Origin of the sequence: Pseudoduganella sp., from assembly GCF_041914865.1 — a bacterium.
Lineage (GTDB): Bacteria > Pseudomonadota > Gammaproteobacteria > Burkholderiales > Burkholderiaceae_D > Rugamonas.
The window spans coordinates 49,227-74,873 of record NZ_JAYSCO010000005.1 but is presented as its reverse complement, the minus strand read 5'-3'; the positions used below and the strand labels follow the sequence as shown (position 1 = coordinate 74,873).

The 25,647-nt window shown below is 64.3% G+C and carries 23 protein-coding genes and 1 tRNA gene; 13 read left to right on the top strand and 11 right to left on the bottom strand.

The window, feature by feature from the left end; translation table 11 throughout:
* The first annotated feature begins 16 nt into the window (after nt 1-16).
* From ACE3TQ_RS03905 to ACE3TQ_RS03890, 4 genes are all read left to right on the top strand, one after another.
* Nucleotides 17-1,024 (top strand): XdhC family protein, encoded by a 1,008-nt coding sequence (locus ACE3TQ_RS03905; RefSeq protein ID WP_374580634.1) that lies wholly within the window; start codon nt 17-19, stop codon nt 1,022-1,024.
* 100 nt (nt 1,025-1,124) lie between these two features.
* Complete coding sequence (locus ACE3TQ_RS03900; protein WP_374580633.1) at nt 1,125-2,024, top strand: DMT family transporter; 900 nt, start codon at nt 1,125-1,127, stop codon at nt 2,022-2,024.
* The gene (locus ACE3TQ_RS03895) at nt 2,021-2,950 is read left to right on the top strand and encodes a DNA-3-methyladenine glycosylase 2 (protein WP_374580632.1); all 930 of its coding nucleotides are present in this window, start codon (nt 2,021-2,023) and stop codon (nt 2,948-2,950) included. The genes ACE3TQ_RS03900 and ACE3TQ_RS03895 overlap by 4 nt, the downstream gene beginning before the upstream one ends.
* A gap of 60 nt (nt 2,951-3,010) precedes the next feature.
* Entirely contained in the window at nt 3,011-4,024 is a 1,014-nt protein-coding gene (locus ACE3TQ_RS03890) for a MerR family transcriptional regulator (RefSeq protein ID WP_374580631.1), read from the top strand.
* A 31-nt stretch (nt 4,025-4,055) separates the two neighbouring features.
* On the opposite strand, the gene ACE3TQ_RS03885 is transcribed toward ACE3TQ_RS03890, so the two are convergent.
* Together ACE3TQ_RS03885 and ACE3TQ_RS03880 are read right to left on the bottom strand one after the other, a co-directional pair.
* Nucleotides 4,056-4,307 (bottom strand): hypothetical protein, encoded by a 252-nt coding sequence (locus ACE3TQ_RS03885; protein WP_374580630.1) that lies wholly within the window; start codon nt 4,305-4,307, stop codon nt 4,056-4,058.
* A 148-nt stretch (nt 4,308-4,455) separates the two neighbouring features.
* A tRNA-Met gene (locus ACE3TQ_RS03880) sits at nt 4,456-4,532 on the bottom strand.
* A 124-nt stretch (nt 4,533-4,656) separates the two neighbouring features.
* Here ACE3TQ_RS03880 and ACE3TQ_RS03875 point away from each other — a divergent pair.
* Genes ACE3TQ_RS03875 through ACE3TQ_RS03865 form a run of 3 tightly spaced genes read left to right on the top strand, consistent with a single transcriptional unit; the run spans nt 4,657 to nt 6,724 of the window.
* Nucleotides 4,657-5,235 carry an NUDIX hydrolase gene (locus tag ACE3TQ_RS03875; RefSeq protein ID WP_374580629.1) on the top strand — a complete coding sequence of 193 codons (579 nt, stop codon included), beginning with the start codon at nt 4,657-4,659 and terminating at the stop codon, nt 5,233-5,235.
* Nucleotides 5,232-5,939 (top strand): leucyl/phenylalanyl-tRNA--protein transferase, encoded by a 708-nt coding sequence (aat, locus tag ACE3TQ_RS03870; protein WP_374580628.1) that lies wholly within the window; start codon nt 5,232-5,234, stop codon nt 5,937-5,939. The genes ACE3TQ_RS03875 and aat overlap by 4 nt, the downstream gene beginning before the upstream one ends.
* A 26-nt stretch (nt 5,940-5,965) precedes the next feature.
* A complete protein-coding gene (locus ACE3TQ_RS03865) occupies nt 5,966-6,724 on the top strand; it encodes an arginyltransferase (protein WP_374580627.1) in 759 nt (252 codons plus the stop codon).
* On the opposite strand, the gene ACE3TQ_RS03860 is transcribed toward ACE3TQ_RS03865, so the two are convergent.
* A complete protein-coding gene (locus ACE3TQ_RS03860; RefSeq protein WP_374580626.1) occupies nt 6,693-8,024 on the bottom strand; it encodes an amidohydrolase in 1,332 nt (443 codons plus the stop codon). The genes ACE3TQ_RS03865 and ACE3TQ_RS03860 overlap by 32 nt on opposite strands.
* 60 nt (nt 8,025-8,084) lie before the next feature.
* Here ACE3TQ_RS03860 and ACE3TQ_RS03855 point away from each other — a divergent pair, with 60 nt between their 5' ends.
* The 4 genes from ACE3TQ_RS03855 to ACE3TQ_RS03840 all read left to right on the top strand — a co-directional run bounded on the left by ACE3TQ_RS03855 (nt 8,085) and on the right by ACE3TQ_RS03840 (nt 13,095).
* Entirely contained in the window at nt 8,085-9,125 is a 1,041-nt protein-coding gene (locus ACE3TQ_RS03855) for a quinone-dependent dihydroorotate dehydrogenase (protein ID WP_374580625.1), read from the top strand.
* 9 nt (nt 9,126-9,134) lie between these two features.
* Nucleotides 9,135-10,181 (top strand): aldo/keto reductase, encoded by a 1,047-nt coding sequence (locus ACE3TQ_RS03850; protein ID WP_374580624.1) that lies wholly within the window; start codon nt 9,135-9,137, stop codon nt 10,179-10,181.
* A 67-nt stretch (nt 10,182-10,248) separates the two neighbouring features.
* Nucleotides 10,249-11,130 carry a PHB depolymerase family esterase gene (locus ACE3TQ_RS03845; RefSeq protein WP_374580623.1) on the top strand — a complete coding sequence of 294 codons (882 nt, stop codon included), beginning with the start codon at nt 10,249-10,251 and terminating at the stop codon, nt 11,128-11,130.
* Between the two features lie 204 nt (nt 11,131-11,334).
* Nucleotides 11,335-13,095: a methyl-accepting chemotaxis protein gene (locus ACE3TQ_RS03840; protein WP_374580622.1), complete on the top strand. Its 1,761-nt coding sequence runs from the start codon at nt 11,335-11,337 to the stop codon at nt 13,093-13,095.
* Here the strand turns inward: ACE3TQ_RS03840 and ACE3TQ_RS03835 are convergent.
* The 5 genes from ACE3TQ_RS03835 to cysT are packed head-to-tail and all read right to left on the bottom strand — an operon-like array spanning nt 13,092 to nt 18,511.
* Nucleotides 13,092-14,813 carry a methyl-accepting chemotaxis protein gene (locus ACE3TQ_RS03835; RefSeq protein ID WP_374580621.1) on the bottom strand — a complete coding sequence of 574 codons (1,722 nt, stop codon included), beginning with the start codon at nt 14,811-14,813 and terminating at the stop codon, nt 13,092-13,094. The two genes, ACE3TQ_RS03840 and ACE3TQ_RS03835, sit on opposite strands and share 4 nt — an antisense overlap.
* A gap of 15 nt (nt 14,814-14,828) precedes the next feature.
* Nucleotides 14,829-15,761 carry a CysB family HTH-type transcriptional regulator gene (locus ACE3TQ_RS03830; protein ID WP_374580620.1) on the bottom strand — a complete coding sequence of 311 codons (933 nt, stop codon included), beginning with the start codon at nt 15,759-15,761 and terminating at the stop codon, nt 14,829-14,831.
* On the bottom strand, nt 15,758-16,822 hold the full coding sequence (locus tag ACE3TQ_RS03825; RefSeq protein ID WP_374580619.1) for a sulfate/molybdate ABC transporter ATP-binding protein: 1,065 nt from the start codon (nt 16,820-16,822) through the stop codon (nt 15,758-15,760). Before ACE3TQ_RS03825 ends, ACE3TQ_RS03830 begins: the two co-directional genes overlap by 4 nt.
* 1 nt (nt 16,823) lies before the next feature.
* The gene (cysW, locus tag ACE3TQ_RS03820; RefSeq protein WP_374580618.1) at nt 16,824-17,708 is read right to left on the bottom strand and encodes a sulfate ABC transporter permease subunit CysW; all 885 of its coding nucleotides are present in this window, start codon (nt 17,706-17,708) and stop codon (nt 16,824-16,826) included.
* On the bottom strand, nt 17,705-18,511 hold the full coding sequence (cysT, locus tag ACE3TQ_RS03815; protein ID WP_374580708.1) for a sulfate ABC transporter permease subunit CysT: 807 nt from the start codon (nt 18,509-18,511) through the stop codon (nt 17,705-17,707). Before cysT ends, cysW begins: the two co-directional genes overlap by 4 nt.
* A 329-nt stretch (nt 18,512-18,840) precedes the next feature.
* On the opposite strand from cysT, the gene ACE3TQ_RS03810 reads away from it, so the two are divergent.
* Entirely contained in the window at nt 18,841-20,058 is a 1,218-nt protein-coding gene (locus ACE3TQ_RS03810) for an HD-GYP domain-containing protein (protein ID WP_374580617.1), read from the top strand.
* On the opposite strand, the gene ACE3TQ_RS03805 is transcribed toward ACE3TQ_RS03810, so the two are convergent.
* Together ACE3TQ_RS03805 and ACE3TQ_RS03800 are read right to left on the bottom strand one after the other, a co-directional pair.
* Nucleotides 20,055-21,713, bottom strand: a complete 1,659-nt coding sequence (locus ACE3TQ_RS03805) for a response regulator (RefSeq protein WP_374580616.1) — start codon at nt 21,711-21,713, stop codon at nt 20,055-20,057. The two genes, ACE3TQ_RS03810 and ACE3TQ_RS03805, sit on opposite strands and share 4 nt — an antisense overlap.
* 105 nt (nt 21,714-21,818) lie before the next feature.
* Nucleotides 21,819-24,251, bottom strand: coding sequence for a TonB-dependent receptor plug domain-containing protein (locus tag ACE3TQ_RS03800; protein ID WP_374580615.1), 2,433 nt, complete (start codon nt 24,249-24,251; stop codon nt 21,819-21,821).
* Between the two features lie 209 nt (nt 24,252-24,460).
* Between ACE3TQ_RS03800 and ACE3TQ_RS03795 the strand changes: the two genes are divergently transcribed.
* Nucleotides 24,461-24,787 (top strand): hypothetical protein, encoded by a 327-nt coding sequence (locus tag ACE3TQ_RS03795; RefSeq protein ID WP_374580613.1) that lies wholly within the window; start codon nt 24,461-24,463, stop codon nt 24,785-24,787.
* Between the two features lie 214 nt (nt 24,788-25,001).
* Here the strand turns inward: ACE3TQ_RS03795 and ACE3TQ_RS03790 are convergent, their stop codons facing one another.
* Nucleotides 25,002-25,634: an RBBP9/YdeN family alpha/beta hydrolase gene (locus tag ACE3TQ_RS03790; protein WP_374580612.1), complete on the bottom strand. Its 633-nt coding sequence runs from the start codon at nt 25,632-25,634 to the stop codon at nt 25,002-25,004.
* Nucleotides 25,635-25,647: the final 13 nt, after the last annotated feature.

Below are 25,647 nucleotides of genomic sequence, written 5' to 3'. Positions count from 1 at the left end.
TGCTATAGTTCCGGGCATGGACAGCATCGACCTCGAAGTGCTCAAGACTTGCTCCGCCTGGCTCGCGGCCGGGCACCGCTGCGAACTGGTCACCGTGATCCGCACCTGGGGTTCCAGCCCGCGCCCGGTCGGCGCCACCCTTGCCATCTGCGATGACGGGCGCGTGATCGGCTCCGTTTCCGGCGGCTGCATCGAGGACGACCTGATAGAGCGCGTACGGCGGGAAGGCATCGTGCGCCAGCATCCGGAGATCGTCAGTTACGGCATCAGCGCCGACGAGGCGCACCGCTTTGGCCTGCCCTGCGGCGGCACCATCGAACTCGCGCTCGAACCGCTTGGCCCGCACAGCCGCATCGACGAACTGCTGCAACGCCTGGCCGCGCACGAACTGGTCGCGCGCACCCTGGACCTGCGCACCGGCGAGGTCCGGCTCGAACGCGCCCGCCCCGGCGCCGTGCTCGAACGCAGCGACGAGCAGCTGGTCACCCAGCACGGCCCGCGCTGGCGCCTGCTGGTCATCGGCGCCGGCCAGCTCTCGCGCATGCTGGCGCAGATCGCTACCGCCATGGACTACCACGTCACCGTGTGCGACCCGCGCGAGGAATACCGCGCCGGCTGGCCGCTGGCCGACGTGCCCCTGGTGCATGCCATGCCGGACGACCTGGTGCAGGAAATGAAGCTCGACAGCCGCAGCGCCGTGGTCGCCCTCACGCACGACCCCAAGCTGGACGACCTGGCGCTGATGGAAGCGCTGAAATCGGACGCGTTTTATGTCGGCGCCATCGGCTCGCGCGCCAACAATGCCAAACGGCGCGAACGGCTGCTGCAGTTTGACCTCAGCGAAGCCCAGATTGCCCGCCTGCACGGCCCGATCGGCCTCTACATCGGCAGCAAGACCCCGCCCGAGATCGCCATCTCCATCCTGGCCGAGATGACCGCCGTCAAAAACGGCGTGCCCGAAATTCTCCAGATCAACCACGCCAGCGCCCTGGAGTCCCCGCCCGGCCCCGCCTGTCCCACATGACCGCCGAATTCAAAAGCAAGAACCGGGTTTCAGCGCCGCCCGGCCCGTGGCAACCTCGGGGCCATGATGGGAACGCCGAGCTTGGCACGAACTGGACCGTATGAATACATCGAATCTTTTGAAGCTGGTTTTACTGGCTGCCATTTGGGGCGGCTCATTCTTGTTTATGCGGATCGCGGCGCCGGTGCTGGGGCCGGGGGTGCTGATTGAGTATCGGGTCACGTTTGCTGCCATTTTCCTGGCAGTGGTGGCGCTGGTGCTGCGCAAACGCCTGGACCTGGCGCGCAACTGGCGCCATTACCTGGTGCTGGGCTTCTTCAATTCTGCCTTGCCCTTTGTGCTGTTCGCATTCGCGGCCAAGACCTTGACCGCTTCCGTGCTGTCGGTACTGAACGCCACGGCGCCCATCTGGGGCGCTATCGTCGGTGCGGTCTGGCACCGCCATATGGTGGGCGGGCGGGTGATGCTGGGCCTGGCCCTGGGCACGGTGGGGGTGGCGATGCTGGTGGGCTTTGACCACGTGAGCAGCAAGGATGGGGCGGCGCTGGCCATCGCCGCGGCCACCGTGGCGGCTTTCAGCTATAGCATTGCGACCACTTATACCAAGGTGGCGAAATCGGCGCAGGGCGTGGAGCCGTTCGCGAACGCGCATGGCAGCATGTGGGCGGCGGCCTTGCTGACCTTGCCTTCCCTGGCCATCTTCCCGCAGCCGGGCGTGCCGACGGCCGGCATCATGGGCGCGGCCCTGGCGTTGGGCGTGCTGTGCAGCGGGATCGCCTATTTGCTGTATTTCGGGCTGGTGCGCGATGTCGGGCCGACCTCGGCGTTGACGGTGACGTTCCTGAATCCCTTGTTCGGCATCTTGTGGGGCTCGCTGTTCCTGGATGAGGTGGTCGGCTGGCATACCGTGGCGGGGGCGGCGACGGTGATCCTGGGAACCATGCTGGTGACGGGCTATAAGCCCAAGTTGCCGTGGCTGCGAAAGGCTGAGGCAGCATGAAGCACGCATTTGCGCTGGCATTGCCGGCTGGTTACCGGGTGCAGGATGTGCTGGCTTTCCATAGCCGGGATGCGGAAAGCGTGGCTGAGCAAGTCAGCCCGCAGGCCATCCGCAAGGGCATGCTGCTGGACGGGGTGCCGGTCGTGCTGGAAGTCGCCCTGCCGTCCAGCGCCGGTGGCGATGCCTGCGTGGCCTGCGAGGCGGATATCGATTTGCCGCGCGCGCGCAAGCTACCGGCAGGCCTGGCGGCACGCATCGAGGCGGCCGCGCGCAACATCCTGGGCCTGCATATCGATCCAGCACCGTTCGTGGCGTTTGCGCGCGGCGATGCCCTGCTCGGGCCGCTGGTGGCGCGCCAGCCGGGCTTGCGGATCGTGCAATCGGCCACCGTGTTCGAGGCCCTGACCTGGGCCATCATCGGCCAGCAGATCAACCTGCCGTTCGCCATTGCCTTGCGCCGCACCTTCATCCTGCAAGCCGGGCGCCAGCATCGGGATGGCCTGTGGTGCTATCCGGAGGCGTCCGACGTGGCGCGGCTGCAGGTGGAGGACCTGACCAGCCGCAAATTCTCGCGGGCGAAGGCCGAAACCCTGATCCGTTTCGCGCAGCTGGTGGCGGCCGGCGAGCTCGATATCGAGGAGCGTGACGACAATCCCATCCCGGCCATCTGCAAGAACCTGCTGGCGGTGAAGGGCATAGGCCCCTGGACCGTGAACTATGCGCTGCTGCGCGGCTATGGCTATGCCGACTGTTCGCTGCACGGCGACGTGGCGATCCGCGCCGCCCTGCAGCGCCTGCTGGGCGAGGACAGCAAGCCCGACATGGCACGCACCGAGCAGATCTTGCAGCAATGGCAACCACACCGCACAATGGCGGCGGCCCATTTGTGGGCCAGCCTGGCCGACCGCCCCAACGAAAGCGCTTGACCCTCACGTGACGTCAGGCTCCAGCATGTCGGTCACGTAACGATGACAAGGAGCTAAGCGATGATGTTGAAAGTGGGTGAACTGGCGCGCCGTGCCGGACTGACCGTGCGCACCCTGCACCATTACGACAGCATTGGCTTGCTCAAGCCTTCGGGACGTTCCGATGCCGGCTATCGTCTATACAACCGGGACGACGTGGCGCGCCTGCACCAGGTGCAGGCGCTGCGCCGTTTCGGCATGGCGCTGGCCGATATCGGTCATTTCCTGGCCCAGCCTGGTGCTTCCCTGCCCGACCTGATCGCACGCCAGATCGATGCCCTCGATCATCAAATTGCCGAGGCCGCCAAGCTGCGCGCGCAGCTGTCGGCCCTGCGCGGTCAGTTGCTTGCCGGCGAGGAACCGGAGCTGGCTTCCTGGCTAACCACATTGGAGCAGATGACCGTGTACGACAAATATTTTTCGAAACAGGAATTGCAGCAAATGCCGATTTATCACGATGCCGCGGCGCGTGGTGAATGGGCGCAACTGGTGGCGGCGGTCGGTGAAAAAATGGCGGCGGGAATTTCGCCAGCCGATCCGGCAGTACAGCAACTGGCGGCGCGCTGGATGGCGACATTCTCCCAGCATGCCGGTGGCAGCGCTGACATCATGCAGCGGCTGGATAATATGTGGGCGCGGGAGGAAACTGTCCGCACCCAGTCCGGCATTACCCCGGAGATGCGCGGATATATTGCCTCCGCGAATGGCGAGGCTAAATTGGCGATTTATGCCAAATATATGCTGCCCGAAGAAATCGCCATCATGCGAAAACATTTTCAATGCCGTGCCCGCGAATGGCCGGAATTAATCGGTGCGCTCCGGGCGCAAATATCGTCGGACCCGTCGCCGGCGGCGCCAGCGGCGCGCGAATTAGCGCGCAAATGGTTTGAGCTATTTACCGATATGGTCGGCACGGCACCGGATGCGCGCCTGCGATTCCGTAAGGCGCACGATAATGAGCCAGCCTTGAACGCGGGCCGCTTGATGAGCGACGACCTGCTGGAATTCCTGCGCCAGGCACACGCAGGGGCATAAACCGGGCCATTCATGCCAGCGATTGGCTTAATCAGGCCAATGGCTGGCATGCACGGGGGGCGTCCTTTCCATCGACCGGCACGCCGGCGGGTAAATAGCTGAATTTCCCGCCAGCCTTTTCGGCGCCGTAATCTACGCCACCAAGGAATTCGCCGGGCGGCTTTTCCAGTATTTGACCCGGATAGCCGGGCTGCGCCACTGCCATTAATCGGCAATTCATGCGGCAATACCGAAGCGGATAATGGAACGGATAAAACAGGCGGCTGTGTTTGGCGCCAGCCATCACCGCCAGTGGCGTCTCGCGCTGGCCAAGCGCAATTCATTGATGAGTATTCGGCCATTGGACTTTCGTCCAGTTGCGCCGGCGCGGAAAAAGGACGAAAAAAAACCGCCATTTGCGATCTGCATAATGACGGTTTTCTTCGGAATTCTGGTTGCGGGGACAGGATTTGAACCTGTGACCTTCGGGTTATGAGCCCGACGAGCTGCCAGACTGCTCCACCCCGCGTCTGATGCGAGTATTATAGGGCAACGCGCCACTTTAGGCAATATTTATCTCCAGCGACCCGACGATAGATCCGATATATTCCGCCGCATGCCGTGACGTGGCCATTCGGTGTAAAGTAGACACTATGAAATTTTGCTCAGAATGCGCCCACCCTGTTGAGTTGATGGTACCGGCCGGTGACAACCGGCCGCGTTATGTTTGCGTCAACTGTTCGGCAATCCATTATCAGAATCCCAAGATGGTGATCGGCACGGTGCCGGTCTGGGAACGCGATGGAGAGTTGCAAGTCTTGCTATGCAAGCGCGCCATCGAGCCGCGCCGCGGTTTCTGGACCTTGCCGGCGGGTTTCATGGAAAACAATGAAACCACCGCCGAGGCGGCCCAGCGCGAAACCGAGGAAGAAGCCGGCGCCAATATCGAACTTGGCAAACTGTTCACATTGCTGAACGTGCCGCGCGTGCACCAGGTGCATATGTTTTATATGGCGACGCTGCGCGACCTCGACTTTGCGCCGGGCGAGGAGAGCCTGGATGTCAAAATGTTCACGGAAGCGGAAATCCCGTGGGACGACCTGGCCTTCCCCACCATCCGCAGCACGCTGGAATTCTTCTTTGCCGACCGCGCCCGCATGCGCGAAGGCGGCAGCTACGGTTTCCATACGCAGGACATCACCCAGCCGATGCGCCTGCCCGCCGCCACATGATTCCCTGGCTCGATGCCAACGCGCCTTTTCCGGACGTTTCCCTCGCCTTGACCACGGACGCGCCCGGCCTGCTGGCGGCCGGCGCCGACCTGTCCCCGGCACGCCTGCTGGCGGCCTACGAGCGCGGCATTTTCCCCTGGTTTTCCGAAGGCCAGCCCATCCTGTGGTGGAGCACCGACCCGCGCATGGTCCTGCGCACGGCCGATTTCAAAATTTCGGAGAGCCTGAAGAAGACGCTGAAGAAGGTGGCGCGCGACAGCGGGCGCTGGCAGGTGAAGTTCGACAGCGCCTTTGAACAGGTGATGCGGGCCTGCGCCGCACCGCGCCGCGACGGCCCCGGCACCTGGATTTCGGAAGAGATCATCGCCGGCTACACTGGTTTGCACCGCCAGGGCTATGCCCATTCGTCCGAGTTATGGCTGGATGGGGAGCTGGTGGGCGGCGCCTATGGTGTTTCCATCGGCACCATGTTCTACGGCGAGTCGATGTTCGCGCGCGTGACCGACGGTTCGAAGGTGGCGCTGGCCTACCTCGTACACTTTTTACGACAGCATGGCGTGGAGCTGATCGACTGCCAGCAGGAGACCGGCCACCTGGCGTCGCTGGGTGCGCGCCCTATACCGCGCCAGGAGTTCATCGCCCACTTGCAAAAGAACATTGTGATGCCGCAGATACGCGATTGGTGCCCTACCGCACCGTTCTAAGCCAAGACCGCGTTATGATATGACGCATGACGCAGCTTAACGACCTCCCCTTCGCAACGTTGCAATTTTATACAACGGCGCCTTATCCGTGCAGCTATCTCGACGCGCGCCAGGCCCGTTCGCAAGTGGCAACGCCTTCGCACCTGATCAATGCCGACGTGTATTCGGAGCTGGTCAAGAACGGCTTCCGCCGCAGTGGCATCTTTACTTACCGTCCATATTGCGATGGTTGCCAGGCCTGCATCCCGGTGCGCGTGGTGGCCGCCGGGTTCACGCCGACGCGCGGCCAGCGCCGTGCCTGGGCGCGCCATTGCCACCTGCAGGCGGGCGTCGCCAGCCTGTCGTTCTCGGACGAGCATTACGAGCTGTACCTGCGCTACCAGAGCACGCGCCACGCGGGCGGCGGCATGGACCAGGATTCGCGCGACCAGTACGCGCAGTTCCTGCTGCAAAGCCGTGTCAATACGCGCCTGGTGGAGTTCCGCGAGCCGGATGGCACGCTGCGCATGGTGTCCATCATCGACGTGCTGTCGGACGGGCTGTCGTCGGTTTATACCTTCTTCGACCCGGACGTGCCGGGCGCTTCGTTCGGCACCTTCAACGTGATGTGGCAGATCGCGCAGGCGCACGAACTGGGGCTGGACTATGTCTACCTGGGCTACTGGATCGAGGAAAGCCCGAAGATGAACTACAAGATCAAGTTCCAGCCCCTGCAAGCCCGCATCAAGGGCGTGTGGGGCCCGCTTACCCCGGCTAGCGTTTCATCAGGTCCAGCAGCGCCGTAGTCGTCGCCAGCACGCCGGTCTGGATCGACTTCTCGGCGTCGACGCGGAACAGGGGGCTGTGGTTGTAGGCGATCGTGCCGTTGCCGGCGCGCGCCGCCGCTACCTGCCCGCCCGGCGTGCCGCCGATCACGAAGTAGACGCTTGAGATGCCCTGGCCGTAGATGAAGTGGGAGTAGTCTTCGCCCACCATGCCGCCGCGCTGGTAGCCTTTGTCGAAAATGCCCTCGCCCAGTTTGGCCGACCATACGCCGCGCAGGCGCTGCATCAGCGCCTTGTCGTTCAGGGTGGGCGGCACCGGGCGGTCGGTGTGGCGGATCTCCGGCAGTTTGTCTTCCGGCATGCCGGCCGCGCGCGCGGTGTTCTCCGCCACACGCTTGATGCCGGCCAGCAGTTTGGCGCGGGTCTCGTCGCTTTCCGAGCGCACGGTCAGCTCCAGGCGCGCGCTGTCGCCGATCACATTGCCCTTGGTGCCGGCGTGGAAGGAGCCCACCGTAATCAGCGCGGCTTCGCGCGGGGCGATGTCGCGCGTGACCACGGTCTGCAGCGCCAGCACGATCTGCGAAGCGATCACCACCGGGTCTTTGCCCATGTGCGGGCTGGCGCCGTGCGTGCCGATGCCGTGCACCACGATCTCCAGCAGGTCGGCGCCGGAGAACGGCGCTTCGCTGACTTCGATCTTGCCGGCTTCGATGTCGGCGATAACGTGCATGGAGAGCGCGTAATCGGGCTTGCCGAAGCGCTTGTAGATGCCGTCCGCCATCATGTCCAGCGCGCCGCCGGTGCGCTCCTCGGCCGGCTGGCCTACCAGCATCAAGGTGCCTTTCCAGTCGTTCTTGCGCGCGGCCATCTGGTGCGCGGTGCCGACCAGGCTGGTCATGTGGACGTCATGGCCGCAGGCGTGCATCACCGGCACCAGGTTGCCGGCCAGGTCCTTCACCTTGACCTTGGAGGCGTTCGGCGCATCGGACTTCTCTTCCACCGGTAGCGCGTCCATGTCGGCGCGCACCATCACGGTCGGGCCCTTGCCGTTGCGCAGGATGGCGACCAGGCCGGTCTTGCCCACGCCTTCGGTCACCTCGAAGCCGGCCGCACGCAGTTCCTGCGCCATGCGCGCCGCCGTTTGCACTTCCATGTAAGAGAGCTCGGGGTTGGCGTGCAGGTGGTCGTACAGCGGCGCCAGCCTGGCTTTGTAGTCGCGCGCAATGGCGGCGGCGAGCGGGTTTTCGGCAGCGGCAGCGGCAGGGGCAGCGGCGGCAGGCAGGGCGAGGCAGGCCAGCAAGGCGAGTCCGGGCTTGATCACGTAAGGTTCTCCGAGTGGTGCGGTGTAAAATGCTACAAAATACACCAAAGCTGCCCAATAATGTCCGATAAATTCCTGTATTCCCTCGCCCGCCCCATTCTGTTCTCGATGGACGCGGAATCCGCCCACCATTTCACCCTGCCCGCACTGAAACGCCTGTCGGCCCTGGGCCTGACGCGCGCCATGGTGCGCCGCCCGAAGGACGACCCGCGCACGGTGATGGGCCTGACCTTCCGCAACCCGGTCGGCCTGGCCGCCGGCCTGGACAAGGACGGCGCCTTCATCGACGCGCTGGCCGACCTGGGCTTCGGCTCGATCGAGGTGGGCACCGTGACCCCGCGCGCGCAGGCGGGCAACCCGAAGCCGCGCATGTTCCGCATCCCGGCGGCGCACGGCATCATCAACCGCATGGGCTTCAATAACGGCGGCGTGGATGCCTTCGTCGCCAACGTGCAGTCGTCGCGCTTCTACCAGAACCGCGAGGGCGTGCTGGGCCTGAACATCGGCAAAAACGCCGATACGCCGATCGAGCGCGCGGCCGACGACTACCTGCACTGCCTGGAAAAGGTCTACCCTTACGCCAGCTATGTGACGGTCAATATCTCTTCGCCCAACACCAAGAACCTGCGCCAGCTGCAGGGTGCCTCGGAGGTGGACGGCCTGCTGTCGCAGCTGAAGGAAGCGCAACTGCGCCTGGCCGACCAGCACAAGCGCTATGTGCCGATGACGCTGAAGATCGCGCCGGACATGGATGGCGACCAGGTGAAGAACATCGCCGACGCCCTGCTGCGCCACAAGATCGACGGCGTGATCGCCACCAACACCACCCTGAGCCGCACCGCCGTGGAAGGCATGCAGCACGGCGCGGAAGCGGGCGGTCTGTCGGGCGCGCCGGTGTTCGAGCTGTCGAACCAGGTGATCCGCGCGCTGAAGGCGGAACTGGGCGATGCGCTGCCGATCATCGGCGTGGGCGGCATCATGCAGGGCAAGGACGCCAAGGCCAAGATCGATGCGGGCGCGCAGCTGGTGCAGCTGTACTCCGGCCTGATCTACGCCGGCCCGGCCCTGGTGCGCGAGTGCGCCGACGCGCTCAGGGGCTAAGGGGCTGAGATGGAAAAGACCATCCTGGGCCGCAGCGACCTGAAGGTCAGCAAAATCTGCCTCGGCACCATGACCTTCGGCGAGCAGAATACCGAGGCCGAAGCGCACGCGCAGATCGACTATGCGCTGGAGCGCGGCATCAACTTCATCGACACGGCGGAGCTGTACCCGGTCCGCCCTGCCGCTGAAACCCAGGGTGCGACCGAACGCTTCATCGGCAGCTGGCTGAAGAAGTCGGGCCGCCGCAGCGAAGTGGTGCTGGCCACCAAGATCGTCGGGCCAAATCCGTACATGCACTGGATCCGCAAGGGCAAGAGCAACCATAACGCGGCCAATATCCGCGCCGCGGTGGAGACCAGCCTGCAGCGCCTGCAGACCGACTATATCGACCTGTACCAGCTGCACTGGCCCAGCCGCAATGTACCGATCTTCGGCGCCAGCCAGTTTGACCCGGGCAAGGAACGCCACAGCGTGGCGGTGGAAGAATCGCTGGCGGTGCTGGGAGAGCTGGTCAAGGAGGGCAAGATCCGCCACATCGGCGTCTCCAACGAGAGCTGCTGGGGCGTGTCCGAATGCGTCAAGCAGGCCGAGATGAAGGGCCTGCCGCGCATCGCCACCATCCAGAACCTGTACAACCTCACGGCGCGCCACTTCGAAACCAGTTTCCTGGACGAGACCTGCTTCCGCGAGCAGGTAAGCCTGCTGGCATATAGCCCACTGGCTTTCGGCCAGCTCACGGCGAAGTACCACGACAACCCGAAAGCACATGGGCGCCTGACCATCTTCCCGGCCAGCTGGAGCCCGCGCTACCTGCGCCAGGGCGTGCTGGACGCGGTGGCGCAATACGCCAAACTGGCGCGCGCCAACGGCCTGACGCCGACCCAGCTGGCACTGGCCTGGTGCTATTCCCGCTGGTTCGTCGCCTCCACCATCATCGGCGCCACTTCGCTGGCGCAGCTGCGCGAAAATATCGACGCCTTCGACGTCAAGCTGTCGCCGGAAGTCATGGCGGCGGTCGACGCGATCCACGCCAGCCTGCCCAACCCAGGCCAGTAGGCCGTTCACATCGTCTTCACAGGCGGCGCCCTAAGGTAGGTGCTTCAACACTACCCTGGGGCCCGCCATGAAAATACTCCTGCTCTCCGTCTCCCTCTGCATCCCCGCCGCCGTCGCGGCACAGGAACAGCAGCTGGTGCACCAGGACGTGAAGCGCAAATACATCGTCTACACGCCCTCCTCCTACGCGGCGCAGCCGCAGCGCCAATTTCCCGTCGTGCTCAACTTCCACGGGGCCGGCATGACCATGCGCGAACAGATGCTCTACACGCAAATGAACCGGACGGCGGAGCGCGAGAACTTCATCGTGGTTTACCCGCAGGGCATCAGGCAGGACTGGAACGTCGGTTTCGAACGCGCGCCAAGCGAAGGCCCCGACGATATCGGCTTTACCGCCGCGATGCTGGCCAAGCTGCAGCAGGACTTCCGCATCGACGCGCGGCGCGTGTATGCCACCGGCCTGTCGCGCGGCGGCTTTTTCAGCTTGCGCCTGGCGGCCGAATTGCCCCAGCTGTTTGCCGCCGTGGCGGCGGTCGGCGCAACCACCCCGCATTGGCTGGCGGCGCAGGCGGCGCCGCGCGGAAAAGTCGGCGTCCTGCACCTGCACGGCACTGCCGACCAGGTCGTCGCATCGACAGGCAAGGCGGACAGTTATCTGCCGGTCAACGCGTCGTATCAATACTGGATAAAGAGCAACGGCATCGCTGGCGCCGCCATGACGGAGCGCAGCGTGGACCCCGACCAGCATGACGGCACCAGCGTCTCGTTCACGGAGCAAAGCCAGGACGGCGTGAGTGTGGCCATGGTCACCGTGCGGAACGGCGGCCACACCTGGCCCGGCGCCGATGCCTTCAATGTCGGGCTGCCACTCGGGAAGACCAGCCGCGATATCGACGCCAATGGCGTGATCTGGGACTTCCTGCGCAAGCATCGCCAGCAGGCGTTGTAACTGACTGTCATCACTTTGCCACAATCTCACACATTATCACTTGCCAGGAGGTAAGCTTTGTTGCTACGATTGAAGCTCAGGGTGACCGAAAGATAACGCGTCCAAGCGCCCTGCCTGCCTGCCGCCCCACCTTTGCGGCTTCAACACATCCCATAGAAGTCTATTTTTCTTCCTGGCGCCGACGCGCCTCGGATGGAGTCGCTCATGCTTAAGAATCTTACAATCCGAACCCGCCTGGTGGCGGCGTTAGCAATCCTGTCGATCATCATGACGGTGCTCGGTATCGCCGGCATCACCAGCCTGTCAAAGTCCAACAGCGCACTGAAAACAGTCTATGAGGACCGCCTGGTCGCACTGGGGCAGCTCGATGGCGTGATCCGCACAGTCAACCGCAACCAGATCGCCATCAGCAAGGCTGCTAGCGACGACCCTTCCAAGCTGCCCGCGATGATCGCGACTGTGGAAAAGAATGTTGCACGCGCCAACGAATTGTGGAACGCCTATTCCGAAACCTTCGTCACCCCAGATGAAAAAGTGCTGGCGGACCGCTTCGCATCGGCCCGCGCCACGTTTGTGCAAAATGGCCTGAGGCCGGCGCTGGAAGCGGCCAAACAAGGCGACATCGAACAGCTTAAGAGCGTGCTGCACGGCCCGATGGAGTCCAACTTCCAGCCATTGCGCGATACCATAAACGAACTGATCGAGTTACAGATCGAAGTGAGCAAAAAGGAGTTCGAAACTTCACAGAGCTCTTACGAGACGCTGCGTGTGGCGGTCGTTGTCCTGTTGGTCGGCGGTCTGTCGCTGGCCACTGCCATCGGCTGGTGGCTGGTGCGCAGCATTACCCTGCCCCTGAACCGCGCCGTGCGCGTGGCCGAAGCTGTCGCTGCCGGCGACCTGACGCAACACATTGAAGTGGACAGCAACGACGAAACAGGCAAGCTGCTGGCCGCGCTGCGCACCATGAACGACAGCCTGTCCGGTATCGTCGGCAACGTGCGCCAGGCTACCGATTCGATCAGCACCGCTTCGGCGGAAATCGCCAGCGGAAACATGGACCTGTCGTCGCGCACCGAGCAGCAGGCCGGCTCGCTGGAGGAAACCGCTTCTTCCATGGAGGAACTGACCTCCACCGTGCGCCAGAACGCCGACAACGCGCGCCAGGCCAATCAGCTGGCCGGCAATGCGTCCGAGGTCGCGCGCCGCGGCGGGGCGGTGGTGTCGCAGGTAGTGGACAAGATGAGCGCCATCAACGAATCGGCCTACAAGATCGTGGAAATCATCTCGGTCATCGACGGCATCGCCTTCCAGACCAACATCCTGGCGCTGAATGCGGCGGTGGAAGCAGCACGCGCGGGCGAACAGGGGCGCGGCTTTGCGGTGGTGGCATCGGAAGTGCGCAACCTGGCGCAGCGCGCGTCCAACGCGGCCAAGGAGATCAAGCACCTGATCGACAACTCGGTAGCGCAGGTGGAAGAAGGCAGCCGCCTGGTTGATCAAGCCGGCAGCACCATGCAGGAGGTGGTCAACAGCGTGCAGCAGGTGTCGGACATCATCGGCGAGATCTCGGCCGCCAGCGGCGAGCAGAGCGCGGGCATCGAGCAAATCAACGAAGCGGTGGTGCAGATGGATAATGTGACGCAGCAAAACGCAGCGCTGGTGGAGCAGGCCGCGGCCGCGGCCGGGGCATTGCAGGAGCAGGCGGCTTCGCTGTCGCAGGCGGTCAGCGTGTTCCGCCTGGCAGCCACCAACCAGGCCGCCGCCACCACGCAGGCCGTGGCCAGTGCCGCACGCGCCCGCATTGCGCCGCCTGCGCGCGCACAAGCGGGGCGCACTGCCGTGGCATCCCAGGCACTGGCCAGCGTCACACGCCTGCGGCCCGGCCGCAAGGTAGCAGCCAAGCCCGCGCCAACCCTGAGGACGGCCGTCGCGGCCAATGGCAACGACGGCTGGGCAGAGTTCTAAAACTCTTCCCACTCCCCTTCGCCCTTGCTGCTGGACTTGACGAGGTGCGGGCGGGCAGGTTCGGCAGCGGGCGGCGCAGGCCGTGCCGGCGCACGCGGCGCGGGCCGGGTCGCGGCCTTGACGATGGCCCGCGCCGCCAGGCGCTGCGGCGCAGCCTGCTGGTCGGCCAGGCGGAACACGCTGACCGCCTCGGCCAGCATCTCGGCCTGGTCGCGCATGGACTGGGCGGCCGCTGCCGCTTCTTCCACCAGCGCGGCATTCTGCTGCGTCACGTCGTCGATCGACACGATGGCCTGGTTGACCTGGGCGATGCCGGTGCTCTGCTCCTGGCTCGCCATGCTGATCTGCTGCATGATGTCGCTCACCTGCTGCACCGCCTTGACGATGCCGTCCATGGTCTCGCCGGCCTGGTCGACCAGGCGCGCGCCCTCGTCCACGGTTTCCACCGAGCTGCCGATCAGTTCCTTGATTTCCTTGGCCGCCGCCGCCGAGCGCTGCGCCAGGTTGCGCACCTCCGACGCCACCACGGCGAAGCCGCGTCCCTGCTCGCCGGCGCGCGCCGCTTCCACCGCCGCATTGAGCGCCAGGATATTGGTCTGGAAGGCGATGCCGTCGATCACGCCGATGATGTCGACAATCTTGTTGGACGATTCCTTGATCGCGCCCATGGTGCTGACCACCTGCCCCACCACGGCGCCGCCGCGCGTGGCAAAGTCGGATGCCGTGACCACCAGCTGCGTGGCCTGGCGCGCGTTCTCCGCATTCTGCTGCACGGTGGAGGTCAGCTCCTCCATCGAGGAAGCGGTTTCCTCCAGCGAGCTGGCCTGCTGCTCGGTGCGCGAAGACAGGTCCAGGTTGCCGCTGGCGATTTCGTTGGAGGCGGTGGTGATGGTGTCCGAACCGGAACGCACTTTGCCGACCGTGCGCGCCAGGCTGTCGTTCATATTCGCCAGCGCCTGCAGCAGCTGGCCGGTTTCGTCGCTGCTGGTGACTTCGATGCGCTGCGTCAGGTCGCCGCCGGCCACCGCCTCGGCCACGCCCACCGCGCGGTTCAGTGGCTGGGTGATGCTGCGCGTGACCCACCATGCGACCCAGGCCGCCAATACGGCAGCGGCGACGGTCAGCACGATCATCAGGTTGCGTGAGCTGGCGTAGGCCTGGTTGGCCACATCGCTGGCCGTGTTGACCGCTTGCGTCTGGTATTTCACCAGCTCGGTCAGCGCATTCAGGTAGGCGGTCTGCTCCTTGCGCACGGCGCTGAGCAGGAATTTGACGTTTTCATCGCGCTGGCTGTCGTCGGCGGACTTCTGCAGGAAGCTGGTCTGCACCACCAGGTAGCGTTCGCGCGCTTCCTGCACGGCCTTGAGCCTGGCCTTGCTTTCGGCATCCGTGTCGTCTTCGATCAATTTGGCAAGCTTATCGAGATTGCCATCGATCTCGGCCTTCTTGTCCTCGACGCGCTTCAGCTCCTTCTGCACCGTTTCGGGATCGGTGGACAGCATGGCGTTGCGCATGGCGCGCGCGATGTCGTTGACGCCGCCGATCGCCTCGTAGGCGAACACCACTTTCGGCACCTTGTCGGTGGCGATATCTTCCGTGCCGTGGTTTAGCTTACCCAGGTTGGCGATGCCGGTAACGGCAATGCCCACCATGAAAGCCAGTGCAAGACCCAATCCGGCGGCCAGGCGGACGCCGATTTTCCCGTTGCCGATTGCCATACAACCTCCTCAAGGTTACAGGGCATCGCCTCCCTGCAAGGCCTGCTCGATGTCGGTGCGTTTCAGATCCGGGGCAAACTGCGAGATGAACTCATAGGCATACGAACGCAAGTATGCTCCCTTACGCAACGCAAGTCTTGTTGTATTTACCGCAAACAGGTGCGAGGCCTCGATCGCGCGCAGGCCCTTGTCGCGGCCATGGTCGAACGCCATCGAAGCCACCACGCCGACGCCCAGGCCGAGCGCGACGTATTGCTTGATCACGTCCGAGTCCATGGCGGTCAGCACGATGTCCGGGCGCACGCCGGCCTTCTCGAAGGCGGCGTCGATGTGGCCCCGGCCGGTAAAGCCGACGTCGTAGGTGATCAAAGGATAATCGGCCAGGTCCTCCAGGCGGATCGGGGAGCGCGCCAGCAGCGGGTGGTTGTCCGGCACCACGATCAGGTGGCTCCATTTGTAGCATGGGAAGGAGACCAGGTCGGGGAACTGCGACAGGCCTTCGGTGGCGATGCCGATATCGGCCTTGCCCGACAGGACCCATTCCGCGATATGGTCAGGCGCGCTTTGCTGCAGGGCGATGCGCACGTCCGGGAACTCGTTGCGGAAATGCGAGACCGCCTTCGGCAGCGCGTAGCGCGCCTGGGTATGGGTGGCCGCGATGCTGAGGGTGCCGCTTTTCTGGCCGGTGAACTCCAGGCTGGCCTGCTGCAGGTTTTCCGCCTCCACCAGCAGGCGGTCGACGATCTTCAGGATGCCCTTGCCCGGCTCGGTCAAACCGGTCAGGCGCTTGCCATTGCGTTCGAAGATGACGACGCCCAGTTCGTCTTCCAGCTCGCGGATCTGGCGGCTTACGCCCGGCTGCGACGTGAACAGCGCGTTGGCGACATCGGTCAGGTTGTAGTTGCGGCGCGCGGCTTCGCGCACGGAGCGTAGCTGTTGGAAGTTCATGCGTGGGCGCCCTCATCGACGAAGACGCGCAGGCGCTTGGGACGCACCACCAGCGTCTCGCCGTCTTTCAGGTTCAACGCGATATAGCGTTCGTTGGAGATCGTCGCTTCAATGATCTGCGCGTTGTCGGCGCGCTCCAGGTCGAGCTGGGCCAGCGGGCCGATGGCATGCGCGCGGCGCAGCTTGACCACGATGCCTTCCGCGCCCGGCTGGTAGCGCTCCACCTCCAGGTCGTGCGGGCGGATGTAGGCCGTTCCTTTGCCGCTGCCGTGGCCCTCCACATCGAACTCCACGCCGTCGCTGGCCAGCACGCCTTCGTGCACGCGGCCATGGAAGACGTTGACGTTGCCCAGGAAGCCGTACACGAACGGCGAGGCCGGATGGTTGTACACCTCGTCCGGCGAGCCGAGCTGCTCGACGTGGCCTTTGTTCATCAGCACCACGCGGTCGGCCACTTCCAGCGCCTCTTCCTGGTCGTGGGTGACGAAGATGGAGGTCACGTGCAGCTCGTCGTGCAGGCGGCGCAGCCAGCGGCGCAATTCCTTGCGCACCTTGGCGTCCAGCGCGCCGAACGGCTCGTCCAGCAGCAGCACGCGCGGCTCCACCGCCAGCGCGCGCGCCAGGGCGATACGTTGGCGCTGGCCGCCGGACAGCTGTGGCGGATAGCGGTCGGCCAGCCAGTCCAGCTGCACCAGTTCCAGCAGCTCTTTGACCTTGCGCCGGATCTGCTCTTCCGACGGGCGCTCCTTGCGCGGCTTGACGCGCAGGCCGAAGGCCACATTCTCGAATACCGTCATGTGCTTGAACAGCGCGTAGTGCTGGAACACGAAGCCCACCTGGCGCTCGCGCACGTGGCGGTCGGAGGCGTCTTCGCCGTCCAGCAGCACCTGGCCCGAATCGGGATGTTCCAGGCCGGCGATGCAGCGCAGCAGCGTGGTCTTGCCGCAGCCCGATGGGCCCAGCAGCGCGGTCAGCTCGCCCTGCGGGAAGTCGAGCGTGACATTGTCCAGGGCGACGAAGTCGCCGAAACGCTTGTTGATGTTCTTGACTGCGATCGTCATTTCAATGCTCCTTGGCGGCGTCGTCGTAGTTTTCGTGCAGGCGCCATTCGATAAAGGTTTTCACTGCCAGGGTCACCAGCGCCAGCAGCGCCAGCAGCGAGGCCACGGCAAAGGCGGCGGCGAAGTTGTATTCGTTGTACAGGATCTCGACCTGCAGCGGCATGGTATTGGTCTCGCCGCGGATATGGCCGGACACCACCGACACCGCGCCGAATTCGCCCATGGCGCGGGCGTTACACAGGATCACGCCGTACAGCAGGCCCCACTTGATGTTCGGCAGGGTCACGCGGAAGAAGGTCTGCCAGCCGTTGGCGCCCAGCACCACCGCCGCCTCCTCTTCTTCGCTGCCCTGCGCCTGCATCAGCGGGATCAGTTCGCGCGCCACGAAGGGGAAGGTGATGAACACGGTGGCGATCACGATGCCCGGCACCGCGAACAGGATCTTGATGTCGTGCTCCGCCAGCCACGGGCCGAACCAGCCCTGGGCGCCGAACAGCAGCACATAGATCAGGCCCGAGATCACCGGCGACACCGAGAACGGCAGGTCGATCAGCGTCAGCAGCAGGCTCTTGCCGCGGAACTCGAACTTGGTGATGGCCCACGACGCCGCCACGCCGAACACCAGGTTGAACGGCACCGCGATGGCGGCGGTCAACAGGGTCAGCTTGATGGCGGAAATCGCGTCGTCCTCCAGGATGGCGGAGGCGTACACGTCCCAGCCCTTCTTCAGCGCCTCGGTAAAAACAGCCACCAGCGGCACGAACAGGAACAGGGTAAGGAAAGTGAGCGCCACCGCGATCAGGGTCCAGCGCACCCAGCGCGGCTCCAGCACGTCATGGCGTTGCGGCAGTTCGCCGCGGCGGATTGGGGTTGCGCTGCCGCTCATTTGCCAGCCCTCCCGCGCGACCAGGCCTGCAGCAGGTTAATCGTCAGCAGCATGATGAAGGAGGCGACCAGCATCACCACGGCGATGGCGGTGGCGCCGGCGTAATCGTACTGTTCCAGCTTGGTGATGATGAACAGCGGGGTGATTTCGGAGACCAGGGGCATATTGCCTGCGATGAAAATGACGGAACCGAATTCGCCGGTGGCACGCGCAAACGCCAGCGCAAAGCCGGTCAGCAGCGACGGCAGGATGGTCGGGAACACCACGCGGCGGAAGGTCTGGAAGGCCGAGGCGCCCAGGCTGGCGGCAGCCTCCTCCAGCTCGCGCTCGGCGTCTTCCAGCACGGGCTGCACGGTGCGCACCACGAACGGCAGGCCGATGAAGGTCAGCGCCACCACCACGCCAAGCGGGGTGAAGGCCACCTTGATGCCCAGCACGCCCTCGATGAAGCGGCCGAACCAGCCGTTGGACGAGTACAGCGCGGTCAGGGTAATGCCGGCCACGGCGGTCGGCAGCGCGAACGGCAGGTCAACCAGCGCGTCGACAATGCGCTTGCCGGGGAACTGATAGCGCACCAGCACCCAGGCCACGATGCCGCCGAAGAAGACGTTGACCAGTGCGCCGATGAAGGAAGCGCCGAAGGTCAGCTTATAAGATGCCACCACGCGCTCCGACGTCACGGCCGCCCAGAAACCGTCCCAGCTCATGGTGAAGGTCTTGAGGAAAATGGCCGACAGCGGGATCAGGACGATCAGCGTCAGGTACAGGATGGTGAATCCCAGCGACAGGTTAAAGCCAGGCATCACCCGATACGGCGCCTTCCTGGCCTTGACCTCCCCCGCCGCCAGCGGCGCCGGGCGTGGGACTGATGCGGCTACTGCAGACATGCTCGCTCCCTTATTACATTTTCGACTAACAGGGTCGCATAGTCGCATTCGCGCGTTATAAACCAAACTAACCTTTTGTCATTTGCTTAGATGCTATTGCGGGGGTGCGACGCTGGGCCCGGCTGGGCAAGCCAAAATGCTATCGATGTGCTATCCTGTCCAGGACGCCTCTTCCCCGCGTCCTCCCGCAGCTTCCTGCTGTTTCCAGGCTCCCGGCCCCGAGCCTGCTTGTTTATCCCTTTGCCATGATTAAGAAAATCACCATTGACCAGGTGCGCCGGGGAATGTACGTGCATGCCATGCGCGGCTCCTGGATCAAAAACCCTTTCTGGGCCCCTTCTTTCGCGCTCGATAGCCAGGAAATCGTCCATAAACTGCTGGCGAGCGGGGTGAAAGAGTTATGGATCGACCTGGAAAAGGGACTCGATGTGGTCGATGCCGAGGCGCCCGCCGCGGCCCCGCCGGCAGCGGCAACTGCCGCAGCGGCGCCGCCTTTCCGCTTCGCGAATGTGCAGCCGACCAGTATGGCGGACGAACTGCAGCACGCGGCGCGCCTGGTCAAGCAGTCGCGCCAGGCCGTGAGCGACATGTTTGACGACGCGCGCATGGGCCGCCTGCAGAACTTCGGCACCATCATGCCGCTGGTGGAAGACCTGGCCTCGTCCGTGCTGCGCAATCCGGGCGCACTGGTCAGCCTGCTGCGCCTGAAACAGGCCGACGACTATACCTACCTGCATTCGGTTGCCGTGTCGGCCATGATGGTGGCGCTGGGCAAGCAGATCGGCCTGCCCGATGCGGAGCTGCGCGACTGCGGCCTGGCCGGCCTGCTGCACGATATCGGCAAGATGGCCATTCCCCTGGAGATCCTGAACAAGCCGGGCCGGCTGACCGATGCCGAGTTCGGCAAGGTCAAAGGGCACCCGATGGCCGGCTACGACATGCTGGCCGGCAGCGGCAACGCGCCGGCCATGGTGCTCGACGTATGCCTGCACCACCATGAAAAGTTCGACGGCAGCGGCTACCCGCACGGCTTGAAGGGCGAGGAGATCAGCCTGTATGCACGCATGGGGGCCATCTGCGACGTGTACGACGCCATCACCTCCAACCGCCCCTACAAGGCGGGCTGGTGCCCGGCCGAGTCGCTGCGCCGCATGGCCGAGTGGACCAAGGAGGGCCACTTCGACCCGCAGCTGTTTGGCGCCTTCGTCAAATGCATCGGCATCTTCCCGGTCGGCACCCTGGTCAAGCTCAAGTCGGGCCGGCTGGCCGTGGTGGTGGACAACAGCAAGTCCCTGCTGCAGCCGCTGGTGCGCGTCTTCTTCTCGACCAAGTCGATGAGCTACATCCCGCCCCTCAGCCTCGACCTGGCGACCGCCGGCGCGCTGGACAGCATTACCGGCCGCGAAGACCAGGAGCAATGGGGGCTGCAGGACCTGAGCCGCTACTGGCTGGACGCGGCTTAAGCACGGGCCACGCCCGCCGCCTGCGCGCCTGGCGCCAGCCAGTTGGCGATGGTGCGGCACATCAGGGCCGGCTGGATCGGCTTGCAAATGAAGTCGTCCATGCCGGCCTCGATGCAGCGCTGGCGCGCCTCGGTGGTGGCGGTGGCGGTCATGGCCAGCACCGGCAGGCGGGCCAGGCGCGGGTCGGCGCGGATGCGGCGCGTCGCTTCCAGCCCGTCCATCTGCGGCATCTGCACGTCCATCAGCACGCAGTCGAAGGCATGCTGGCGCAGCAAGTCCATGGCTTCCACGCCGTTGCTGGCAACGTGCACGATGGCGCCCGCCTCTTCCAGCATTTCCTGCGCGATCTGCTGGTTGAATTCATTGTCTTCCGCCAGCAGGATGCGGGCCGTCCCCAGCCGCGCCGCAGGGTGCTCCTGGGCCAGCAGGCGGCTGGCGGCCTCGTGCGCCTGTTCGGCCAGCGCGGCCAGGTGCGCGGCGGCCAGCCCGACCCGGGCCGTGAACCAGAAGGTGCTGCCCTGCCCCGGCTGGCTGCGCACGCCTACCGCGCCGCCCATCAGCTCGGCCAGCTCCTTGCAGATGGCCAAGCCAAGGCCGGTACCGCCATATTCACGCGTGGTCGAGGCGTCAGCCTGCTGGAAGGAAACGAACAGGCGCGCGATTTCCGCTTCGCTCAGGCCAATGCCCTGGTCGCTCACCTCACAACGCAGCAGGCAGTCGGTGCCGCCGCCGGCCACCATGCGGACCCGCACCTCGATCCGGCCCCGTTCGCTGAACTTGATGGCATTGTTGGTATAGTTAATCAAGACCTGGCCCAGCCGCAGCGGGTCGCCCACCAGGGTCGGCGGCACAGCCGGGTCGATATCGATGACCAGCTCCAGGTTGCGGCTGGCGGCCTTGGGCGCCACCACCGCCATCACGGTCTGCATCACCTGCTGCAGCGAAAAGTCGATGCACTGCACCTCCATCTTGCCGGCCTCGATTTTTGAAATATCGAGGATGTCGTCGATCAGGCCCAGCACATGCTCGCCGGCGAAGCGGATCTTTTCCAGGTAATCGCGCTGGCGCGGGTCGAGTTCCGTCTTCAAGGCCAGGTAAGCCATGCCGATCACGCAATTCAGCGGCGTGCGGATCTCGTGGCTCATCTTGGACAGGAACTGGCCCTTGGCCATGCTGGCGGCCTCGGCTTGCTGCCGGGCCTGCTCCAGTTCGCGGTTCTTGGCTTCCAGCGCCTCCTCATGGCGCCGCTCGGCCGTCACATCGTGGTAGATGGTGACGAAGCCGCTGACCGCGCCGTCGGCGCCGAAGATCGGGCGGCCGATGATATGCAGTTTCAGCCCGTTGGCCATGGTGCGCGTGAAATCATGCGGTTCGAATTGCAGGCACAGCGCAACGCGCGCCGCCACCGCCGCCTCGATATCGCCCGGCCCATAGTCGCCGCGCCGGGCGATATAGCGGAACACGTCGGCCATCGTGATGCCGGGGTACATCACACCTTCCGGGAAACCCTGCACCTGGCAGAACGCCGGGTTCCAGAAACGGATGGTCAGGTCGCGGTCGACAATGGTGACGCCCACCGGCATATAGGCCAGTGCCGCGGCCAGCCGGGGAAAGTTCACGCGGATGAATTCTTCGCTTGGGACGGTCGATTCCATGGCCCAGAATAGCATCTGGCCCGGCCGGAATGTACGCGAAAATTCACACCTGCCGGCAAATAAAAAAGGGGCGCATGGCGCGCCCCTCTCCTGCATTACCGCCGATCAGAAGGCGGTATCAAACTTCACGTACATCGAACGGCCATTCACGCCGAACGGGCAGGTTTCCCAGCAGTACTTGAAGCCCAGTTTCGGGAAGTCGCCGCCGTTGGTCCACTCCGACGGGTAGGTGTCGAACACGTTGTTGATACCGACCGAAACGCTGGTCTTCTTGCTGAAGTTGTAGCGGCCGCTGAAGTCGGCGATCCACTTGGCTTCCCAGGTCTGCAGCGGGCTGAAACCTTCACCCTGCACTTCGCCGTAGTAGTTGGCGCGGGCATTCACGTTCCATTTGCCGAAGGTGTAGTCGGCCGCCACCACGTGGTGCTTGCGTGGCTGGCCGCGTTCGATCAGGGTCACCTGCGCCTGGTTGAACAGCTGCTCGCCGCTCAGCAGGCTGGATGGCGAGTGGCGCTTGGTCACTTCCGTCTTGTTGAAGCCCAGCTGGCCGGACAGCACCAGGGTCGCGCCTTCGAAGCGGGTGGTGTGGTCAGCCACGATGTCCAGGCCGCGGGTGGTGGTGTCCACCGCGTTGGTGAAGAACTGCGCCTGGCCTACTTTCAGCGGATTCAGCACGTTGGCGATCGGGCCGCCATTGGCTTCCGGCGAAATTTCGCTGGAGAACACGATGCGGTCCTTGATCTTGATCTGGTACAGGTCGGCCGCCAGCGACATATTCTTCGCCGGACGCAGCACCAGGCCCACGGAGGCGTTGCGCGAAGTTTCTTCCTTCAGTGGCTTGATGCCGAGCGCGGTGGTGACGGCGCTGCCCTCACGTGCGGTCAGGGTTTCGGTCAGCTCGCCCGCCTGGTTCAGGTTGGTCGATACCGAGCTGTAGAACTTCTGCTGCACGCCCGGGGCGCGGAAGCCGGACGATACACTGCCGCGCACGCCCACTTGCTTGCTTGGGTCCCAACGCATGCTCAGCTTGCCGGTGGTGGTGCTGCCGAAGTCGGAGTACTTCTCGTAGCGCACGGCGCCAGCCAGCAGCAGCTCCTGGAATGGACGGTATTCGGTATCCAGGAACAGGGCGATATTGTGGCGGCCCTCGTCCACGGCGGTGGCCGGGGTGTAGCCTGGGAAGCCCTGGGTGCCGGATGCCGCTACGCCTCCCACCTGGTTCTTGATCGGGATCAGCGGATTGTTGGTGCGGCCGTACTGGTAGGACACAGGGTCGCCGGCAATGATCTGGTAGTTGTCGCGGCGGTATTCGAAGCCGGTGGCCACGAACACTTCTTCGCCGCCCAGCTTGACCGGGCCCTTGACGTCGGCGTTGATGGTGGTCTGGTTGAACTTCAGCTTGCCGGTCTCGGCGTCGCGCGGCGATTCGGCGTAAATGCCGCCGCCCGGCTTCGGCTCGTACCAGTAGGACACGTTGATGGTGTTGGCTTCACGGAAGGCCAGTTCGCTCATGCCGTGGTTGATGCTGATGTCAGCTTTCCAGTCGTTGGCCAGGTCGCGGCGGTAGCCGAAGGCGTAGGAGCCGTCGCTCACGGTGGTGCGGATGTTCGGCAGGAAGCCTTCCGGATACACGGCCGGCACGTTGCGGCCATCGCCCTTGGAGCGGAAGAAGCCGGAGGAATCGCCCTTGCGCTTGGAGAAGCCGCCGAAGGCGTAGAACTCGCTCGACTTGTCGATCGGCAGCGAGGCGTTCCACCACAGGTAAGCATCCTTGGCATCGCTGTCGCCGATGCGCTGCGTCACGCGCGGCGGGTTCACACGCAGCGAATCTTCAGTGGCGCGGTTGGTTTCGTCGCGCTTGCGGTATTCCATCGATACGTTCAGGAAGCCGCCATTCTCGCCCAGCGCCCAACCGTGGTTGACGCTGCCGGAGATCATGTCGCCGTCGCCTTCCTTGGTGGTGCCGATCTGGCCGCTCAAAGCGGTTTCGTTGACGTTCGACTTCAGCACGATGTTGATCACGCCGGCAATCGCATCGGAGCCGTACTGGGCGGCAGCGCCGTCACGCAGCACTTCGATGTGGTGGATGGCCGACAGCGGGATGGCGTTGATGTCGGTACCGGCCGAACCGCGGCCAATGGTCTGCTGCACGTTCACCAGCGCCTGCTGGTGGCGGCGCTTGCCGTTCACCAGTACCAGCAGCTGGTCCGGGCCGAGCGAGCGCAGGGTCGCCGGGCGGATGATGTCGGTACCGTCACTGATGAAGGTGGTGGAGAAGTTGAACGATGGATCAAGGGTCTGCAGCAGCTTGCCCAGCTCCAGCGGGCCGGCGCTCTGCATGTCCTTGGCGTTGATCAGGCCGACTGGCGCGGCGGTATCGAGCGCGGTCTTGGCGGTTGAGCGGGAACCCAGCACAACCACGGTCTGCTGCTCTTCGGCAGCCGGCGCGGAGGCAGTCGTTTGTGCGTAAACCTGGGAAGTGGCCAGCAGGACAGCGCTGGCGATAAGGGTGCGTTTGAAACGTACTGCGTTCTTCATGTGGTAATCCAATCAATTCGTTGCAGGTGCAAAAATACTAACGCGCACGATTTGAACTTACCAAGGGGGAAACCGTTTATTCTTCTGTCAGTGTTGTTTAATTGAATAATATTTAGTGGTTTGCATGCTTTCCTCCTGGAAATGCTACGCGCTGGTATCGGCATGCCAAGCGTGCTACATTGTCTGCAAGCGATTGAAGGGAGGAAGTGATGACTGATGCTCTGTTGCTGACTGACCGCCTGTGCGACCTGACCGAGATGGCCCTGCAGGCCTACACCAAGTTCGAGAAGGCCACGGTGTATTGCACCGCCAAACACCTGATGGCGGATTTCGAAGATGCCGGCCTGCCGCTGGCCGCCCACGATAAGCTGAAGTCGATCCAGGCCAGCATCCTGGCCGCCGTCGAATTCGCCCCGCCCGCTGGCAAGAACAACCCCCAGTGCATCGTCTGCGCCCGCAATGACATCGCGGCCCTGCGCGAAATGCTCAAAGAAAAAAGACGCCCGGAAAGCCTGCAACAAAGCCACCTGCACTGACCCCAGGCCGCCGCCCCCGCCGCGACGGTTATCGGCTGACGCCGGCGGCATCGCCCTGCCCGCCCTGGCCCGGATCAGCCTATCCTGAAAAAGCCGAGGCATTGAAAGCGGCGCTGCAAGAAAAAAAGCGCCCCGAGGGGCGCTTGCAAGAAACATCTGCACTAGCCAGTCCAGGGGCCTGGTGATCTTCCCCCTTTCGCGGCCGGCATATTTCCTAAACCGTTAGAAGGCTGGCGGGCGCGGCGCTGCGGGCGAAGGAAGGCGCCGCCTTCTTGGGCGCGGCGAAGCGTTCGCCGAGGCTGATATAGCTGGCACGCTGCGCCAGCACTTGCAGCAGCCGCTGGCCGAAACGCCAGTCGCCCAGGCCGGACTCGGCATTGATATGCCCCAGTGCGCCGGCGTTGACGAAGTCGCTGCCCCAGCGCCGCGCCCACAGTTCGGCGCGCTGCGCCGTCATCCACGGGTCGTTGGTGCTGGCCACCATGATCGAGGGGCAAGGCAGCTCGCCGTGCGGCAGCAAGGCGCTGACCTTGAACTTGTCGGGATCGGCAGGCCCCACCAGCAACACACCCGCCACATGGGGGGAGGATGCACGTGACAGGCTGAGTGCTGTGGTGAGGCAGCCGAAACTGTGGGCAACGATCAGGGTCGGACGGCGGTCCTGGTCCAGTACCTCATCCAGGCGATCTGCCCAGCGCAGCAGGACCGGATCACTCCAGCGTTCCTGCTCGACCCGCTCGAAACGCGGGTACAGGCGCTGCCAGCGCGACTGCCAGTGGTCCGGGCCGCTATTGTGCAGGCCAGGGGCGACCAGTACGCGGAATTGGTTCAGTTGTTGGATCGCCATCGGACCCTCCGTT

What these genes read in the sequence shown, in the direction of transcription:
- ACE3TQ_RS03850 (WP_374580624.1), top strand. Translation starts at nt 9,135, where the DNA reads ATGGAAAAGACCATCCTGGGCCGCAGCGACCTGAAGGTCAGCAAAATC.
- aat (WP_374580628.1), top strand. Translation starts at nt 5,232, where the DNA reads ATGATTCCCTGGCTCGATGCCAACGCGCCTTTTCCGGACGTTTCCCTC.
- ACE3TQ_RS03865 (WP_374580627.1), top strand. Translation starts at nt 5,966, where the DNA reads ATGACGCAGCTTAACGACCTCCCCTTCGCAACGTTGCAATTTTATACA.
- ACE3TQ_RS03810 (WP_374580617.1), top strand. Translation starts at nt 18,841, where the DNA reads ATGATTAAGAAAATCACCATTGACCAGGTGCGCCGGGGAATGTACGTG.
- ACE3TQ_RS03905 (WP_374580634.1), top strand. Translation starts at nt 17, where the DNA reads ATGGACAGCATCGACCTCGAAGTGCTCAAGACTTGCTCCGCCTGGCTC.
- ACE3TQ_RS03840 (WP_374580622.1), top strand. Translation starts at nt 11,335, where the DNA reads ATGCTTAAGAATCTTACAATCCGAACCCGCCTGGTGGCGGCGTTAGCA.
- ACE3TQ_RS03875 (WP_374580629.1), top strand. Translation starts at nt 4,657, where the DNA reads ATGAAATTTTGCTCAGAATGCGCCCACCCTGTTGAGTTGATGGTACCG.
- ACE3TQ_RS03845 (WP_374580623.1), top strand. Translation starts at nt 10,249, where the DNA reads ATGAAAATACTCCTGCTCTCCGTCTCCCTCTGCATCCCCGCCGCCGTC.
- ACE3TQ_RS03805 (WP_374580616.1), bottom strand. Translation starts at nt 21,713, where the DNA reads ATGGAATCGACCGTCCCAAGCGAAGAATTCATCCGCGTGAACTTTCCC.
- ACE3TQ_RS03800 (WP_374580615.1), bottom strand. Translation starts at nt 24,251, where the DNA reads ATGAAGAACGCAGTACGTTTCAAACGCACCCTTATCGCCAGCGCTGTC.
- ACE3TQ_RS03885 (WP_374580630.1), bottom strand. Translation starts at nt 4,307, where the DNA reads ATGGCTGGCGCCAAACACAGCCGCCTGTTTTATCCGTTCCATTATCCG.
- ACE3TQ_RS03825 (WP_374580619.1), bottom strand. Translation starts at nt 16,822, where the DNA reads ATGACGATCGCAGTCAAGAACATCAACAAGCGTTTCGGCGACTTCGTC.
- ACE3TQ_RS03790 (WP_374580612.1), bottom strand. Translation starts at nt 25,634, where the DNA reads ATGGCGATCCAACAACTGAACCAATTCCGCGTACTGGTCGCCCCTGGC.
- cysT (WP_374580708.1), bottom strand. Translation starts at nt 18,511, where the DNA reads ATGCCTGGCTTTAACCTGTCGCTGGGATTCACCATCCTGTACCTGACG.
- ACE3TQ_RS03795 (WP_374580613.1), top strand. Translation starts at nt 24,461, where the DNA reads ATGACTGATGCTCTGTTGCTGACTGACCGCCTGTGCGACCTGACCGAG.
- ACE3TQ_RS03855 (WP_374580625.1), top strand. Translation starts at nt 8,085, where the DNA reads ATGTCCGATAAATTCCTGTATTCCCTCGCCCGCCCCATTCTGTTCTCG.
- ACE3TQ_RS03890 (WP_374580631.1), top strand. Translation starts at nt 3,011, where the DNA reads ATGATGTTGAAAGTGGGTGAACTGGCGCGCCGTGCCGGACTGACCGTG.
- ACE3TQ_RS03835 (WP_374580621.1), bottom strand. Translation starts at nt 14,813, where the DNA reads ATGGCAATCGGCAACGGGAAAATCGGCGTCCGCCTGGCCGCCGGATTG.
- ACE3TQ_RS03900 (WP_374580633.1), top strand. Translation starts at nt 1,125, where the DNA reads ATGAATACATCGAATCTTTTGAAGCTGGTTTTACTGGCTGCCATTTGG.
- ACE3TQ_RS03830 (WP_374580620.1), bottom strand. Translation starts at nt 15,761, where the DNA reads ATGAACTTCCAACAGCTACGCTCCGTGCGCGAAGCCGCGCGCCGCAAC.
- cysW (WP_374580618.1), bottom strand. Translation starts at nt 17,708, where the DNA reads ATGAGCGGCAGCGCAACCCCAATCCGCCGCGGCGAACTGCCGCAACGC.
- ACE3TQ_RS03895 (WP_374580632.1), top strand. Translation starts at nt 2,021, where the DNA reads ATGAAGCACGCATTTGCGCTGGCATTGCCGGCTGGTTACCGGGTGCAG.